Annotated in this window: 15 protein-coding genes; 8 read left to right on the plus strand and 7 right to left on the minus strand. The window is 66.0% G+C overall.

Annotated elements, in window-relative coordinates; translation table 11 throughout:
- Positions 1-50: 50 nt before the first annotated feature.
- The 5 genes from U1F38_RS07815 to U1F38_RS07835 all read left to right on the plus strand — a co-directional run bounded on the left by U1F38_RS07815 (position 51) and on the right by U1F38_RS07835 (position 7,191).
- On the plus strand, positions 51-2,591 hold the full coding sequence (locus tag U1F38_RS07815) for a PAS domain S-box protein (protein WP_409986499.1): 2,541 nt from the start codon (positions 51-53) through the stop codon (positions 2,589-2,591).
- A complete protein-coding gene (locus U1F38_RS07820) occupies positions 2,588-3,214 on the plus strand; it encodes a response regulator transcription factor (protein WP_409986500.1) in 627 nt (208 codons plus the stop codon). Before U1F38_RS07815 ends, U1F38_RS07820 begins: the two co-directional genes overlap by 4 nt.
- Before the next feature lie 67 nt (positions 3,215-3,281).
- Positions 3,282-4,127: a bifunctional methylenetetrahydrofolate dehydrogenase/methenyltetrahydrofolate cyclohydrolase gene (locus U1F38_RS07825; RefSeq protein ID WP_409986501.1), complete on the plus strand. Its 846-nt coding sequence runs from the start codon at positions 3,282-3,284 to the stop codon at positions 4,125-4,127.
- Between the two features lie 245 nt (positions 4,128-4,372).
- Entirely contained in the window at positions 4,373-6,403 is a 2,031-nt protein-coding gene (locus tag U1F38_RS07830; RefSeq protein ID WP_409986502.1) for a M3 family metallopeptidase, read from the plus strand.
- 128 nt (positions 6,404-6,531) lie between these two features.
- A complete protein-coding gene (locus U1F38_RS07835; RefSeq protein WP_409986503.1) occupies positions 6,532-7,191 on the plus strand; it encodes a glutaredoxin family protein in 660 nt (219 codons plus the stop codon).
- A 90-nt stretch (positions 7,192-7,281) separates the two neighbouring features.
- Here U1F38_RS07835 and gltA read toward each other — a convergent pair whose 3' ends face one another.
- The 7 genes from gltA to U1F38_RS07870 form a co-directional block, all read right to left on the minus strand.
- Positions 7,282-8,577: a citrate synthase gene (gene gltA, locus U1F38_RS07840; protein ID WP_409986504.1), complete on the minus strand. Its 1,296-nt coding sequence runs from the start codon at positions 8,575-8,577 to the stop codon at positions 7,282-7,284.
- A 43-nt stretch (positions 8,578-8,620) separates the two neighbouring features.
- Positions 8,621-8,890: a succinate dehydrogenase assembly factor 2 gene (locus tag U1F38_RS07845; RefSeq protein WP_409986505.1), complete on the minus strand. Its 270-nt coding sequence runs from the start codon at positions 8,888-8,890 to the stop codon at positions 8,621-8,623.
- Positions 8,891-8,908: 18 nt separating this feature from the next.
- Complete coding sequence (locus U1F38_RS07850) at positions 8,909-9,613, minus strand: succinate dehydrogenase iron-sulfur subunit (RefSeq protein WP_409986506.1); 705 nt, start codon at positions 9,611-9,613, stop codon at positions 8,909-8,911.
- Between the two features lie 29 nt (positions 9,614-9,642).
- Positions 9,643-11,451 (minus strand): succinate dehydrogenase flavoprotein subunit, encoded by a 1,809-nt coding sequence (gene sdhA, locus U1F38_RS07855; protein ID WP_409986507.1) that lies wholly within the window; start codon positions 11,449-11,451, stop codon positions 9,643-9,645.
- A 61-nt stretch (positions 11,452-11,512) separates the two neighbouring features.
- Positions 11,513-11,878, minus strand: a complete 366-nt coding sequence (sdhD, locus tag U1F38_RS07860; RefSeq protein WP_409986508.1) for a succinate dehydrogenase, hydrophobic membrane anchor protein — start codon at positions 11,876-11,878, stop codon at positions 11,513-11,515.
- Positions 11,879-11,902: 24 nt separating this feature from the next.
- Positions 11,903-12,334: a succinate dehydrogenase, cytochrome b556 subunit gene (gene sdhC / locus U1F38_RS07865; RefSeq protein ID WP_409986509.1), complete on the minus strand. Its 432-nt coding sequence runs from the start codon at positions 12,332-12,334 to the stop codon at positions 11,903-11,905.
- A gap of 195 nt (positions 12,335-12,529) precedes the next feature.
- A complete protein-coding gene (locus U1F38_RS07870) occupies positions 12,530-13,267 on the minus strand; it encodes a GntR family transcriptional regulator (RefSeq protein ID WP_409986765.1) in 738 nt (245 codons plus the stop codon).
- 271 nt (positions 13,268-13,538) lie between these two features.
- Between U1F38_RS07870 and U1F38_RS07875 the strand changes: the two genes are divergently transcribed.
- The 3 genes from U1F38_RS07875 (at position 13,539) to U1F38_RS07885 (ending at position 16,226) form a co-directional block, all read left to right on the plus strand.
- A complete protein-coding gene (locus U1F38_RS07875; protein WP_409986510.1) occupies positions 13,539-14,525 on the plus strand; it encodes a malate dehydrogenase in 987 nt (328 codons plus the stop codon).
- An 85-nt stretch (positions 14,526-14,610) separates the two neighbouring features.
- Positions 14,611-15,582: an HpcH/HpaI aldolase/citrate lyase family protein gene (locus U1F38_RS07880; RefSeq protein ID WP_409986511.1), complete on the plus strand. Its 972-nt coding sequence runs from the start codon at positions 14,611-14,613 to the stop codon at positions 15,580-15,582.
- 62 nt (positions 15,583-15,644) lie between these two features.
- On the plus strand, positions 15,645-16,226 hold the full coding sequence (locus U1F38_RS07885) for a hypothetical protein (RefSeq protein ID WP_409986512.1): 582 nt from the start codon (positions 15,645-15,647) through the stop codon (positions 16,224-16,226).
- The last annotated feature ends 23 nt before the right edge of the window (positions 16,227-16,249 follow it).

Below are 16,249 nucleotides of genomic sequence, written 5' to 3' on the forward strand. Positions count from 1 at the left end.
GGCGTCCCTCATCGAGACCGTGCAGCGGCCCCGTGCCCTACACTTTCGGGATGCAGTCCCTCCCTCGCGTCGCGCCCGTCCGCCCCCTGGCCGAATCCGTCGGCCGCTGGCGCGAGCGCTGGCCGCTGCTGCGCGCGGACGGCTGGTTGCACGTGGCGCCCTTGCTGGCGGTGCTGCTGTTTGTGGTCGTCATCCTGGCGGCTTTCAGCTATTTGCGGCTGGAAGAGGTGCGCCGCGAGCAGGAAGCGCTCAAGCGCGATGTCGAATACGCTCAGCAGCGCCTGCGCCTGCGGCTGCTGGAGCGTCAGGAGCAACTCATGCGGCTGGCGCGCGACATCTCCAACCGCGAGGTGGTCGTCGCACAGTTCCCCAGCCGGGCCGAGGCGCTGGTGGCCCAGTACCCCGAGCTGCTGTCCATTGGCTGGGTGGACGTGCGCCGCCATGTGCTGGCGATCGAAACGCGCCCCAGCGCGCAACCGCAGCCGCGCTGGATGGACGGCGGCCAGTTGCGCGCCGACGAAGCGGAGAACGGCTTTGGCCTGGCGCGCGATTTGCGCCAGCCGGTGTACGTGCTGCCCCCGGTGAGCAAGAACACCGAGCCCACACTGGAGCTGCACGTGCCGATCACGCCGCGCGGGCAGTTCACCGGCGAGCTGCTGGTGGAATTCAGCGTGGACGGCCTGCTGCGCTACGGCGTGCCCAGCGAGGTGCTGGCCAAGTATGCCGTTGCCCTGCTGGACGCCCAGGGGCAGCTGCTCAGCGGCCAGAGCATCCCCGAGCGCCCCGGCCTGTCCGAGCGTCTGCCCTGGGCCGGCAAGGTCAACGAATTCGAAATCCCGGTCTCGCCTGTGGGCAACAGCCTGGTGCTGCGTGCGCAGGCCTGGCGCACCTCGCAGGGCCTGATCGGCAGTGGCATCTTCTGGCTGGTGATGGTGCTGTCGGGCATGACGGTCTGGATGCTGGTGGCCAACTGGCGCCAGTCGCTGCGCCGCCAGCAGGCCCAGCACGCGCTGCAGGCCGAGACCGGCTTTCGCCGCGCCATGGAAAACTCCATGCTCACGGGCATGCGCGCGCTCGACCTGCAAGGGCGCATCACCTACGTCAACCCGGCGTTCTGCAAGATGACCGGCTGGCGCGAGGAAGACCTGCTGGGCCAGACCGAGCCTTTCGCCTACTGGCCCAACGAAGACCGCGACCAACTGGCGGCCCGCCTGACCGAGGAGCTGGGCGGCGTCTCCGACCCCTCGGGCTTTCAGATGCGCGTCAAGCGCAAGGACGGCACGGTGTTCGACGCCCGGCTGTACGTCTCGCCCCTGGTGGACGCCACGGGCAAGCAGACCGGCTGGATGGCCTCGATGACCGACATCACCGAGCCCAACCGCGTGCGCCGCCAGCTGTCGGCCTCCTACGAGCGCTTCACCACCGTGCTGGAAGCGCTGGACGCGTCGGTCTCGGTGGCGCCGCTGGGCAGCAAGGAGTTGCTGTTTGCCAACAAGCTGTACCGCCAGTGGTTCGGCACCACCACCGAGGGGCATCTGAAGCTGGTGCTGCGCGGCGGCACGGTCGACTCGATGGCCGCCGACGAAAGCCTGGACGCGGTGGACTCCTTTGTCGGCCTGCCGATGGAAGGCCTGGCCAGCACCCCGCCGGCCGAGCACGCCGAAATTTATCTGGAGCGCCTGGAAAAATGGGTGGAGGTGCGCTCGCGCTACCTCAACTGGGTCGACGGCCGCCTGGCGCAAATGGTGATTGCCACCGACATCACCGCGCGGCGCCAGGCCGAAGAGCAGGCCGCCGCGCAGGCCGAGCGGGCGCAAAGCGCCAGCCGCCTGATCACCATGGGCGAGATGGCCTCCAGCGTGGCGCACGAGCTCAACCAGCCGCTGACGGCCATCAACAACTACTGCAACGGCATGATCACGCGCATCAAGGGCGGACAGATCAACCAGGACGACCTGCTGGGCGCGCTGAACAAGACGGCGCGCCAGGCGCAGCGCGCAGGCCAGGTGGTGCAGCACATCCGCAGTTTCGTCAAGCGCAGCGAGCCGCGCCGGCAGGTCTCGAGCGTGCACACGATCATCGACCAGGTGGTCGAGCTGGCCGAGATCGACCTGCGCCGCCGCCAGGTGCGCCTGGTGCATCACGTGGCCATGTCGCTGCCGCCACTGTTCGTCGATCCGATCCTGATCGAGCAGGTGCTGATGAACCTGATCAAGAACGGCGCGGACGCCATCGACGGCGCCAATCGCCCGCTGGCCGAGCGCGTGGTGGAATTGCACGTGGGGATGCGCGACATCGAAGGCGTGGCGGCCGTGCAGTTCAGCGTCACCGACGCAGGCCCGGGCCTGTCGCCCGAAGCCATCGAGCGCCTCTACGAAGCCTTCTTCTCCACCAAGAGCGAAGGCATGGGGATCGGCCTGAATCTGTGCCGCTCCATCGTCGAGTCGCACCAGGGGCGAATCAACGCCGAGAACCTCTACAATGCCGGTCAAGTCACGGGTTGCCGCTTCACCTTCTGGATTCCGGTGAGCCCCATCCAGCAACCCCCGCCCCCCGATGACGCGGGCAGCAAGATCAAGGCCATCGCATGAACCTCATCCCCAAACGCGGAACCGTCTACGTCGTCGATGACGACGAGGCCGTGCGCGACTCCGTGCAGTGGCTGCTCGAAGGCCAGGACTTTCGCGTGCGCTGCTTCGAGTCGGCCGAATCCTTCCTGGCGCGCTACGACCCGCGCGAAGTCGGCTGCGTGCTGGTGGACATCCGCATGAGCGGCATGAGCGGGCTGGACCTGCAAGACCGGCTCGCCGAACGCGGATCGCCGCTGCCGCTGGCCTTCGTCACCGGCCATGGCGATGTGCCCATGGCGGTGGACACCATGAAGAAAGGCGCGATGGACTTCATCCAGAAGCCCTTCAACGAGGAAAGCCTGGTGCCCTTGGTCGAGCGCATGCTGGAGCAGGCGCGCACGGCCTTTGCCGAACACCAGCAGGCCGCCAGCCGTGACGCGCTGCTGTCCAAGCTGACCGGCCGCGAGGCCCAGGTGCTCGAGCGCATCGTCGCCGGCCGCCTGAACAAGCAGATCGCCGACGACCTGGGCATCAGCATCAAGACGGTGGAGGCGCACCGCGCCAACATCATGGAAAAGCTGGGCGCCAACACCGTGGCCGACCTGCTGAAGATCGCGCTCGGCCAGGTCACGGCCAAGGCCTGATACTCTCATTTGTGTAGCTGCTTGCGCCTGATACACGGGCGCCAGCGGCTGTTTCCTTGCTCAGTCCATGCCCGCGCAGCTCATCGACGGCACCGCCCTCGCCCACCAGATTCGCCAACAGGTGCAAGGCCGCACCGCCGCCCTCAAGGCGCGCGGCGTGCAGCCGGCTCTGCACATCCTGCTGGTGGGCGACGACCCCGCCAGCCAGGTCTACACGCGCCACAAGGTGGCCGACAGCACCGAGACCGGCCTGGCCGCCACGCTGGAGCGCCACCCGGCCGATCTGCCCGAAGCCGCCCTGCTTGCGCGCATTGCCGCGCTCAACGCGGACCCCGCCGTGCACGGCATCCTGGTGCAGTTGCCGCTGCCCGCGCACATGGACGCGCACAAGGTCATCGAGGCCATCGCACCCGCCAAGGACGTCGACGGCTTTCACGTGCAAAGCGCCGGCGCGCTGATGACCGGCCTGCCCGGCTTCTGGCCCTGCACGCCCCACGGCTGCCTGAAGATGCTCGACGCCATCGGCTGCGACTTGCGGGGCAAGCACGCGGTGGTCATCGGCCGCTCCAACATCGTGGGCAAGCCCATGGCGCTGATGCTGCTGCAGCGCGACGCCACGGTCACCATCTGCCACTCGCGCACCGCCAACCTCAAGGCGCAAACCCTGCAGGCCGACGTGATCGTCGCGGCGGTGGGCAAACGCAACGTGCTCACGGCCGACATGGTCAAGCCCGGCGCGGTGGTGATCGACGTGGGCATGAACCGCAACGAGCAAGGCAAGCTGTGCGGCGACGTGGACTTCGACGGCGTGCGGGAAGTCGCCAGCTGGATCACCCCCGTCCCCGGCGGCGTGGGCCCCATGACGCGCGCCATGCTGCTGGTCAATACCCTCGAGGCCGCTGAACGGACCTGAGTGGGGCGGGGCGCCCCATTTTTGAACGCAGAGGGCGCAAAGGACTCGCAGAGGGCGCAGAAGAAGTCCAAGAAAAATTCTTCTTTGGTGTTTTCTTTGCAAGCTCAGGATTTGGCAACCGCGGATCGACGGATCCCGGAGTTCATGCCGAATCACCCTTCAGCGCCCGCCCATCAAGCGCTACAAGCTATCATTTTCATACTGATGGCCTTGATTCTTCCGGCCCCATCCCCATCTGAGGCGTCATGACCAATCCTCTGCTCGACTTTTCCGATCTGCCCCGGTTCGACCAGATCCGTCCCGAACACGTCGCTCCCGCGGTCGACCAGTTGCTGCAAGAAGCCGACGCCGCGCTCGAGCGCGTCGTGCAGCCCGATCAGCCGCCCGAATGGAGCGCCCTGTCGCGCACGCTGGATGTGGCCACCGAGCGCCTGGGCCGCGCCTGGGGCGCGGTGTCGCACCTGAAGGCCGTCATGGACACGCCCGAGCTGCGTGCCGCCTACAACGCCGCCCTGCCCCGCGTGACCGAGTTTTTCACCCGCCTGGGATCCGACGAGCGCCTGTACGCCAAGTACAAGGCCATCGACGCCGCCACGCTCAACCCCGAGCAGCGGCAGGCACTGAAAAACAGCGTGCGCGACTTCACGCTGGGCGGCGCCGATCTGACGGGCGAACCCAAGGCACGCTTTGCCAGGATCCAGGAGCGCCTGGCGGACTTGACGCAAAAGTTCAGCGAGAACGCGCTGGATGCCACCGACAGCTTTGCCTACTTCGCCGGTGACGACGAACTGGCCGGCGTGCCGGCCGACGTGAAGGCCGCCGCCCGGGCCGCGGCGCAGGCCGAAGGCAAGGACGGCTTCAAGCTCAGCCTGCAACTGCCGTGCTATCTGCCCGTGATGCAGTTTGCCGACAACGCAGCGCTGCGCCAGCGCCTGTACCGAGCCTACGTCACCCGCGCCAGCGACCAGGCCGAAGGCGAGGCCCGGCGCTTTGACAACAGCGCCATCATGCGCGAGATCCTGGCCCTGCGGCGCGAAGAGGCACAACTGCTGGGCTACGCCAGCTATGGCGACGTTTCGCTGGTGCCCAAGATGGCCGAGTCGCCCGCGCAAGTGCTTGCGTTCCTGCGCACGCTTGCCACCAAGGCGCGCCCCTACGCACAGCGCGACCTGGCCGACCTGCGTGCGTTTGCCGCGCATGAACTGGGCCTGCCCGATCCCCAGGCCTGGGACTGGCCCTACGTCGGCGAAAAGCTCAAGGAAGCGCGCTACGCCTTCAGCGAGCAGGAGGTCAAGAACTACTTCACGCTGCCCAAGGTGCTGGGCGGCCTGTTCAAGATTGTCGAGACCTTGTTCGAGGTGCAAATTCGCCGCGACAGCGCCGCGGTGTGGCATTCCAGCGTCGAATTTTTCCGCATCGAGCGCGACGGCCAGTTGCTGGGCCAGTTCTACCTGGACCCGCTGGCGCGCACCGGCAAGCGCGGCGGCGCCTGGATGGACGACGCGCGCGCGCGCTGGCTGCGCCCCGACACCGGCGTGCTGCAAACGCCGGTCGCCTATCTGGTGTGCAACTTCGCCTCGGGCGTCGACGGCAAGCCGCCGCTGCTCACGCACGACGACGTCACCACGCTGTTTCACGAGTTCGGTCACGGCCTGCACCACATGCTGACCCAGGTGAACGAGCACGACGTCTCGGGCATCGGCGGCGTCGAATGGGACGCGGTCGAATTGCCCAGCCAGTTCATGGAAAACTTCTGCTGGGAATGGGCCGTGCTGCGCGACATGACGGCCCACGTCCAGACCGGCGAGGCGCTGCCGCGCGCCTTGTTCGACAAGATGCTGGCGGCCCGCAACTACCAGGCCGGCCTGCAAACGCTGCGCCAGGTCGAGTTTTCGCTGTTCGACATGCTCTTGCACACCAGCCACGACCCCGCGCAAGACGCGCAGGCGCTGCTGCAAACCGTGCGCGACGAAGTCGCCGTCATGCCGCCGCCGGCCTTCAACCGCATGGCCAACACCTTCAGCCACATCTTTGCCGGCGGCTACGCGGCGGGCTACTACAGCTACAAGTGGGCGGAGGTGCTTTCGGCCGACGCCTATGCCGCCTTCGAGGAGGCTGCAGGCGCGGATGGCATGCCCAGCGTGGACACGGGCCGACGCTATCGGCACGCCATCCTCGAGGCCGGCGGCAGCCGCCCGGCGATGGAGTCCTTCAAGGCCTTCCGCGGCCGCGAGCCCAGCATCGACGCGCTGCTGCGTCACCAGGGCATGGCGTGAACAAATTGCACCGACGCGCCATCGCCGGACAGAGCGCCGCCTCCCGAGTGTGATATGAACGCGGGTGCGGCGCGTTCCGCCACCGGTATCGCCCCCGTTTCATCCTGGCCGTCACACCCATCTCATTCATGAACCAAACCGTCACCGCACATCCGCTGCGCCTTGCAGGCCAGGCCTTGGGTCTTGGACTGGCCCTGCTGGCCGCCACGGCGCAAGCCCAGGTGTACCGATCCGTCGGGTCGGACGGCCAGGTCACGTTTTCCGACACGCCACCAGCAGCCCAGGGCGCCAAGCAGCCCAAGGCCGGCAGCCAGACCCCGGCCCAGCCCGGCAACGCCGCCCTGCCCTACGAGCTGAGGCAAACGGCGCAGCGCTACCCCGTCACGCTCTACACCACCTCGTCGTGTGACGGATGCACCGGCGGGCGCCAACTGCTCACGGCGCGTGGCGTGCCCTTCACCGAAAAGACGGTCAACACCAATGCCGACATCGCCGCCCTGCAAAAGCTGACCGGCACCGACAGCCTGCCGGCGCTCACCATCGGTGCGCAGCAGCTCAAGGGCTTTTCGGACGCGCAGTGGAACCAGTACCTGGACGCTGCCGGCTATCCCAGGCAGTCGCAGCTGCCGGCCAACTGGCGCTCGCCCGCGCCCACGCCGTTGACCTCGGATCGGCCTGCGCCCTCGGCAAGCTCGGCCTCCGTACCCAGCGCCGCGGCCAGTGCACCGCCGGAGCCTTCGGTGAGCCCGCCCACGTCGCCCACCAACCCGGCGGGTATCCGGTTCTGAGCGCCGAAGGCGGCGTCGCAGAGCAAAAAAAGAGCCACCCCGAGGTGGCTCTTTTTCATGGCAGGTCGCAGGCGCGACGTCGCTTTGACTTCAGGCGATGTCGCGGCGCGCAGCACCCGTGTAGAGCTGGCGCGGGCGGCCGATCTTGTATTCCGGATCGCCGATCATCTCGTTGAGCTGCGCGATCCAGCCCACGGTGCGGGCCAGCGCGAAGATGCCGGTGAACAGCTTGACGGGGATGCCGATGGCGCGCTGCACGATGCCGGAGTAGAAGTCCACGTTCGGGTAGAGCTTGCGCTGCACGAAGTAGTCGTCCTCCAGCGCGATCTTCTCGAGCGCCTTGGCCAGCGCAAACAGCGGGTCGTTGTGCAGGCCCAGCTCGTCCAGCACCTCGTTGCAGGTCTGCTGCATCAGCTTGGCGCGCGGGTCGTAGTTTTTGTAGACCCGGTGGCCAAAGCCCATCAGCTTGACGGAGCTGTTCTTGTCCTTGACCTTGGCGACGAACTCGCCGATCTTGGCCACACCGCCCTCGCGCTGGATGCCTTCCAGCATGTTCAGCGCCGCCTCGTTGGCGCCGCCGTGGGCCGGGCCCCACAGGCAGGCCACACCGGCCGCAATGGCGGCAAACGGGTTGGTGCCCGAGCTGCCGCACAGGCGCACGGTGGACGTCGAGGCGTTCTGCTCGTGGTCGGCGTGCAGGATGAAGATGCGGTCCATCGCCTTCTCGAGCACCGGGCTGACCTTGTAGTCCTCGCAGGGCGTGCCGAACATCATGCGCAGGAAGTTGCCGCTGTAGGACAAGTCATTGCGCGGGTACATGAAGGGCTGGCCCATGCCGTACTTGTAGGCCATGGCCACCAGGGTGGGCATCTTGGCGATCAGGCGGATGGCGGCGATGTGGCGGTGCTCGGCGTTGTGGATGTCGGTGGAGTCGTGATAGAAGGCGGACAGCGCGCCCACCAGGCCCGTCAGCACGGCCATGGGGTGGGCGTCACGGCGAAAGCCGCGCAGGAAGAACTGCATCTGCTCGTGCACCATGGTGTGGTTGGTCACGAGCTTGTGGAAGTCCTTGCGCTGGTTGGCGTCCGGCAGCTCGCCATTGAGCAGCAGGTAGCACGTGTCCAGGTAATCGCACTGGGTGGCGATCTGCTCGATCGGGTAGCCGCGATACAGCAGCTCCCCCTTGTCGCCGTCGATGTAGGTGATGGCCGACTCGCAGGCCGCGGTGGACATGAAGCCGGGGTCGTAAGTGAACATCCCCGTCTGGCCGTAGAGCTTGCGAATGTCGATGACGTCCGGGCCGATGCTGCCCTTGTAGACGGGCAGGGTCATGTCGGGCGTTCCGTTGGAAAACGATAGCGTCGCTTTGGTATCAGAGGGGTTCATGACGGGTTTCCTGGGGTTTGATGAATGTTCAAGACACGACCGGTCACTGTGGAGGCCGCATCAAATCGAGCAGTTGGGCAATGTCGGGGGTGGCCAGCGCACCGCTGGGCTCGGCGCGCCGCAGCAACAAGTCCAGCAAGTCATTGTCGGACAAGTCCATCATGCGCGCCAGAGCTTGCCCCTGCCTGACCGTCAGCCGCTCGCCATGGCGGTCAAGGAACCGCCCGATGAGCAAATCGTTTTCCAGCAGCCCGCGGCGGCAACGCCACCGGAGCTTGCTGAAGGCGCGCTCGTCAATGCGGTCGTCCAGCATGCGCGAAATGGGCCGCGCTCAGATGGCGCGGCGCACCATCAATTCCTTGATCTTGCTGATCGCGGCCGCGGGCTTGAGGCCCTTGGGGCACACGTCCACACAGTTCATGATGGTGTGGCAGCGGAACAGCCGGTACGGATCGTCCAGGTTGTCCAGACGCTCGCTGGTGGCTTGGTCTCGGCTGTCGGCGATGAAACGGTACGCCTGCAGCAAGCCGGCCGGGCCCACGAACTTGTCGGGGTTCCACCAGAAGCTGGGGCACGAGGTGGAGCAGCAGGCGCACAAAATGCATTCGTACAGACCGTCCAGCTCTTCGCGCTCCTCGGGCGATTGCAGGCGCTCGGTCTCCGGCGGCTGCGTCGGATTGATCAGGTAGGGCTTGATGGAGTGGTACTGCTTGAAGAAATCCGTCATGTCGACGAACAGATCGCGCACCACGGGCAGGCCCGGCAGCGGCTTGAGCACGATCGGGTCCTTCAACGTGCGCAGGTTGGTCAGGCAGGCCAGGCCGTTCTTGCCGTTGATGTTCATCGCGTCGGAGCCGCACACGCCTTCGCGGCACGAGCGGCGAAAGGCGATGGTCGGATCCTGCGCCTTGAGCTTGATCAGGGCGTCCAGCAACATGCGCTCGTGGCCTTCGAGCTCGAGCTCGAAGGTCTGCATGTACGGCTTTGCGTCCTTGTCCGGGTCGTAGCGGTAAATCTGGAAAGTGCGTTTTGGCATGGTGTTTTTATCCTTCGAACCCGTTGCGCTCAGAACGTGCGAACCTTGGGCGGGATCGTCTCGACGGTGAGCGGCTTGAGCCGCACAGGCTTGTAGGTCAGGCTGTTGGTCTCGGCATGCCACAGCGTGTGCTTGAGCCAGTTGACGTCGTCGCGCCCCAGCGGCGCGGTGGGGTGGTCGGCCGGGTGTTCATAGTCTTCCACGGTGTGGGCGCCGCGGCATTCCTTGCGCGCGGCGGCCGACACCATGGTGGCCTGCGCCACCTCGATCAGGTTTTCCACCTCCAGCGCCTCGACGCGCGCGGTGTTGAAAATCTTGGAGTGATCCTTCAGGCCCACCTTGTTGACGCGCTCGCGCAGCTCGGCCACCTTGACGACGCCTTCGTTCATCGTGGCTTGGGTGCGGAACACGCCGGCATGCGTCTGCATGGTGGTGCGGATGTCGTTGGCAATGGTTTGCGCGTATTCGCCCTCGTTGGCCTCTTCCAGGCGGTTCAGCCGCGCCAGCGTCAAATCCAGCGCATTGGCCGGCAGCGGCTTGTGGTGCGGCGTCTGGCGGTTGAATTCGACGATGTGGTCGCCCGCAGCCTTGCCGAACACCAGCAGGTCCAGCAGCGAGTTGGTGCCCAGGCGGTTGGCGCCGTGCACGCTCACGCAGGAGCACTCGCCCACCGCGTACAGGCCATTGACGACGTGGTTGTCGTCGCCCCCCGCCTGCACCACGACCTGGCCGTGGATGTTGGTGGGAATGCCGCCCATCTGATAGTGGATGGTGGGCACCACCGGAATCGGCTCCTTGGTGATGTCCACGTTGGCGAAGTTGTGGCCGATCTCGTACACCGAGGGCAGGCGCTTGTGGATGGTGTCGGCGCCCAGGTGGTCGAGCTTGAGCAGGATGTAGTCCTTGTTGGGACCGCAGCCGCGCCCTTCCTTGATTTCCTGGTCCATCGAGCGTGAAACGAAGTCGCGCGGCGCCAGGTCCTTCAGGGTCGGGGCATAACGCTCCATGAAGCGCTCGCCCTCGCTGTTGATCAGGATGGCGCCCTCGCCCCGGCAGCCTTCGGTCAGCAGCACGCCCGCGCCGGCCACCCCGGTGGGGTGGAACTGCCAGAACTCCATGTCCTGCAGCGGAACGCCGGCGCGCGCGGCCATGCCCAGGCCGTCGCCGGTGTTGATGTAGGCGTTGGTGCTGGCGGCGAAGATGCGACCGGCGCCGCCGGTGGCCAGCAGCACGGCCTTTGCGTGCAGCGCGTACAGGTCGCCGGTTTCCATCTCCAGCGCCGTGACACCGACCACGTCGCCGTCGGCGTCGCGGATCAGATCCAGTGCCATCCACTCGACGAAGAAGGTGGTGTTGGACGCCACGTTCTGCTGGTACAGCGTGTGCAGCATGGCGTGGCCGGTGCGGTCAGCCGCGGCACAGGCGCGCTGCACGGGCTTTTCGCCATAGTTGGCGGTGTGGCCGCCGAAGGGACGTTGGTAGATCGTGCCGTCGGCGTTGCGGTCAAAGGGCATGCCCATGTGCTCGAGGTCGTACACCACGTGCGGCGCCTCGCGGCACATGAACTCGATCACGTCCTGGTCGCCCAGCCAGTCGCCGCCCTTGACGGTGTCGTAGAAGTGAAAGTGCCAGTTGTCCTCGCTCATGTTGCCCAGCGAGGCGCCGATGCCGCCCTGCGCCGCCACGGTGTGCGAGCGGGTGGGAAAGACCTTGGAGAGGACGGCGACGTTGAGGCCGGCACGCGCCAGTTGCAGCGAGGCGCGCATGCCCGAGCCGCCCGCGCCGACGATGACGACGTCGAACTTGCGAACGGCAGTGTTTTCCTTGGTGTAACTCATGGTCGTTTTTTGAATGAATTCGTGGGATTGACCTGGGCCGTGATCGGACGCGCGCGGCGCCCTACAGACGCCAAAGCACCTGCACGGCCCAGCCTCCGCAAGCCACCAGCCAGACGATGGTGGCGGCCTGCAGCAGCAGGCGCAGGCCGGCGGGCTTGCCGTAGTCGTACCAGATGCTGCACATGCCGATCCAGGCGTGCCACAGCAGCGCCACGATGACGGCGAAGGTCAGTGCCTTCATCCACTGCGCAGCAAAGATGCCGGCCCAGACGTCGTAGCCGATGGGCCCCTTGGTGAACAGCACCTGCACCAGCACCAACAGGGTGAACACCGCCATCAAAACGGCGCTGATGCGCTGCACCAGAAAATCGCGCCATCCGTAATGCGCACCCACCACGGTGCGCTTGTAGCCATAGGTTGCAGACATGTCGTTCTTCCTCGTTCTCTTGACTCAGTACAGGCCAAACAGCTTGGCGCCCAGGATCACCGTCAACGCAAGGCTGGCCACCAGCACCGTCGCGGCGGAATGGCGGCCGAACTCCTTGGTGGTGCGGTGCGAGACGTCGAGATACAGGTGGCGCACACCGGCAAACAGGTGATGCAGGTATGACCAGATCAGTGCCAGCACGACAAGCTTGATGAACCAGCCCGGAAAGATCCACAGCCCGGCGCTGAAAGCCGCGCTGAACTGGCCAAAGGAGATCTCGGAGGAGATGGACTTGTCGAACAACCAGATGATGAACGGCAGCAGCACGAACATCAGAAATCCGCTGACGCGATGCAGGATGGACACCAGACCCGCCAAGGGCAGGCGATAGGTCCGCACGTCGGTGAACAGATTGAGGTTGCGGTATTGGGGGCGGGGTTTGGAGACTTCACTCATGGGATACCCTCGTGCGATGGTGTAACTGCGTTGTAATTTCTGACGGTGGGGTGCGCAAATTCTATTGCAATGCAGCAGGCGCTCGTGCTTGCCTTGGGTCTTGACCCTGCATCAACCGATTTCCACCGGCCACCGGCGACGCCCCCTTGAAGGGCGAAGGCGCAGCAGCGCGCAGCGTGTGAAGACTGGGCGCGATCAATTGAGCTGGTTTCGATAGTGGTGCGTGTCGGTCCGGTACAGACCGCGGCGCAACTCCATCGGCACGTCGTTGTAGGTGTAGGCAATGCGTTCCACACTCAGCAGCGGTGTCGAGGCATCGACCGCGAGCAAGCGCGCCTGCGCCGCATCGGGCAACACCGCGCGGATCCGCTCGTCGGCGCGCACCATGCGTACGCCGAATTCGGACTCGAACAGCGCATACATCGGACCGTGATAGTCCATCAGCCGTTCGGCCGTGAGCCCCTTGAAGGGGCCGCCCGGCAGCCACAAGTCCTCGAGGATGGTGGGCACGCCGCCAAAGCGCAGCAGGCGTCGCGACTGCAGCACCGAGTCACCGGTACGCAAGCCCAGCGCACGGGCGACGTCGGCGCTGGCGCGTGCGCGCCGGCAATCGACGAAATCGCGCTGCGCCGGGCCTTCGCCGTCGACGGCGCCCTGGTCCGGATGCAAGCGCAGGAAGCGGTACTGCACCTGCTGCTCGGCATGGGTGGCCACGAAAGTGCCGCGCCCCTGGCGCCGCACCAGCAGATGCTCGGCGGCCAATTCGTCAATGGCCTTGCGCACCGTGCCCTGGCTGACCTTGTAGCGCGCGGCCAGTTCGAACTCGCTGGGAATCACCTCGCCCGGCCGCCACTCGCCGTGCTGCAAGCCTTGCAGGATGAGCTGCTTGATCTGCTGGTAGAGCGGGCTGAACGCGGGGGCCGGCCCCGCCATGGCCGCGCCGCCAGGCTCGTCGCGCGCATCGGCGGCAAGGGCGGTGGACAAATGTGAAGCAGCGGCCATGGTGACGAGGGGACGAAACGCGTCGTCCGTGTGTAAGAACGTGTCAATCATATCTTATATAAGACATAAGATCAATTGACCGTGTCACTCATTCGACGCTACACTTGACAGTTGTTCGCATGGGCGCATCTACGGGTTTACCCCTTGGGCGCGAACGGCCGCGACATTGGCTTTCTTTTATCCATCGTCTGGAGATTTTTTCATGAGCAAAAAACCCGTTCGCGTGGCCGTCACCGGCGCCGCAGGTCAGATTGGCTATGCCTTGCTGTTTCGCATCGCTTCCGGCGAAATGCTGGGCAAGGATCAACCGGTCATCCTGCAACTGCTCGAGATCCCCGACGAGAAGGCCCAGAAGGCGCTCAAGGGCGTGATGATGGAATTGCAGGACTGCGCTTTTCCGCTGCTGGTGGGCATGCAGGCGCACAGCGACCCGATGACCGCCTTCAAGGACATCGACTACGCCCTGCTGGTGGGCGCCCGCCCGCGCGGCCCCGGCATGGAGCGCGCCGACCTGCTGGCCGCCAACGCCCAGATCTTCACCGCCCAAGGCAAGGCGCTCAACGCCGTGGCCTCGCGCAACGTCAAGGTGCTGGTGGTGGGCAACCCGGCCAACACCAACGCCTACATCGCCATGAAGTCGGCGCCCGACCTGCCCGCCAAGAACTTCACCGCCATGCTGCGACTGGATCACAACCGAGCGCTCAGCCAGGTCGCCGAAAAGACCGGCAAGGCCGTGGCCGACATCCGCAAGCTGTGCGTGTGGGGCAACCACTCGCCCACCATGTACGCCGACTACCGCTTTGCCACCATCGATGGCCAGAGCGTCAAGGACATGATCAACGACCAGGACTGGAACGAGAACGTGTTTCTGCCCACCGTGGGCAAGCGCGGCGCCGCCATCATCGATGCGCGCGGCCTGTCGTCTGCCGCCAGCGCCGCCAACGCCGCCATCGACCACATGCACGACTGGGCGCTGGGCACCGCAGGCGAATGGGTGACCATGGGCATCCCCTCGCAGGGCTGGTACGGCATCCCCAAGGACACCATGTTCGGCTTTCCCGTCACCTGCGAGAACGGCGAGTACAAGGTGGTCGAGGGCCTGCCGATCGACGCGTTCAGCCAGAAATGCATCGACAAGACGCTGGCCGAGCTCGAGGGCGAAAAAGACGGCGTCAAGCACCTGCTCTGAGGTATTCAGGCTTGGCGTTGGGCGGATTTCAGAGGCCGCCCCTCGCTCAACTTGCAACGCTGAACGCCCAACGCTCAACCTCCCCATGCATCCCCGCGACATCCTCCAGCAAGCACAGGCCGGCGCCGTGGTGCTACCGGTGTGCGACCACTACAGCGGGGTGGAGGCGCGCATGCGCAAGAGCCTGCAGTTGCAGGCGGAGATGACGGCGGAGTTCGGCACCTGCGTGTTTGACGTCACGCTCGACTGCGAAGACGGCGCCCCGGTCGGTGGCGAAGCCGAGCATGCCGCGCTCGTCACCGAACTGGTCCTGGCCGCACCCGCGGGTGCGCGCGTGGCCGTGCGCGTGCATCCGGTGGATCACCCCGCGTTCGAGGCAGACCTGCGCCAGATCGCCGGCCAGGCCGGGCATCGCCTGACGCACATCATGATTCCCAAGGTGGAATCGGTGGCCGACGTGCAGCAGGCCGAAAAGGTACTGCTGCGATACCACCCTGCCGGCTTGCCCCTGCACGTGCTGATCGAATCGCCGCACGCCGTGCACCGCGCCTTTGACATCGCCGCGCTGGCGCGCGTGCAGTCGCTCAGCTTCGGCCTGATGGACTTCGTGTCCGCGCACGCCGGCGCCATTGCGGCCGACGGCATGGGCGCCCAGGCGCAGTTCACGCAACCGCTGGTGGTGCGTGCCAAGCTCGAGATCGCCTCCGCCGCGCACGCCTTCGGCAAGGTGCCCTCGCACTGCGTGGTGACCGAGTTCAACGACACGGCGGCGCTGCGAGCGGCGGCCCGCCGGGCCGCGCGCGATTTCGGCTTCACCCGCATGTGGAGCATCCATCCCAGCCAGATCCGCCCGATCCTGGAGGCCTTTGCCCCCGACGAGCGGCAGATCGACACCGCGGCCGCCATCCTGCTGGCTGCCGCGCAAGCCGACTGGGCGCCCATCAGTCATGGTGGCGCCTTGCACGACCGCGCCAGCTACCGCCACTTCTGGCAAGTGTTGGTGCGTGCCCACGCCACAGGCCGACCCCTGCCGGCATCCACCCTGGCCTGGTTCTGACCAGGCGCCAGACCCTGCTCTCCCCCTTCCCTTTTCGGATCGACTCCTCAAGGATGCAAATCATGAAGTCCCTATCGATCATTGCCCTCGGCGTACTGTCCCTGTCGATGGGAATGGCCCATGCCCAATCCAGCGCCACCGCCGCAACCAACAAGCCGGCGGCGTCGGCCAAGTCGGCTTCTGCCGCCAAGAAGGTCGTTGCCAAGAAGCATGTGACCAAGAAGGGCGTGCCCGCCAAGACCGCCAAGGCCGTTGAAACGGAGACGCCCGTGCAGTCACTGAGCGATCGCCTGACGGATGACGAATTGGCCATTGCCAAGACCATCCAGACCGGCGAAATTCCCTGCGAACTGGGCGCGCACGTCACCGTCACGGCGGACGAAAAGAACCCAGGCTTCTTCCGCGTGTCCTCCGGCAAGCAGCACTACTACATGCACCCGGTGGAGAGCCGCACGGGTGCCGTTCGCATGGAAGACAACCGCGCCGGCGCCATGTGGCTGCAGTTGGGCAACAAGTCGATGCTGATGAACCAGAAGCTGGGACAGCGCATTGCCGACGACTGCACCACGCCGGAGCAGCGCGAAGTGGCTGCGCAGCTGAAGCTCAGACCCCAACCCACGCTGTTCGACGAACCCAAGCGCTGACCCGAGCGCTGCCGCACGCACCC

Origin of the sequence: Ottowia sp. (assembly GCF_046348305.1) — a bacterium.
Classification (GTDB): domain Bacteria; phylum Pseudomonadota; class Gammaproteobacteria; order Burkholderiales; family Burkholderiaceae_C; genus Ottowia.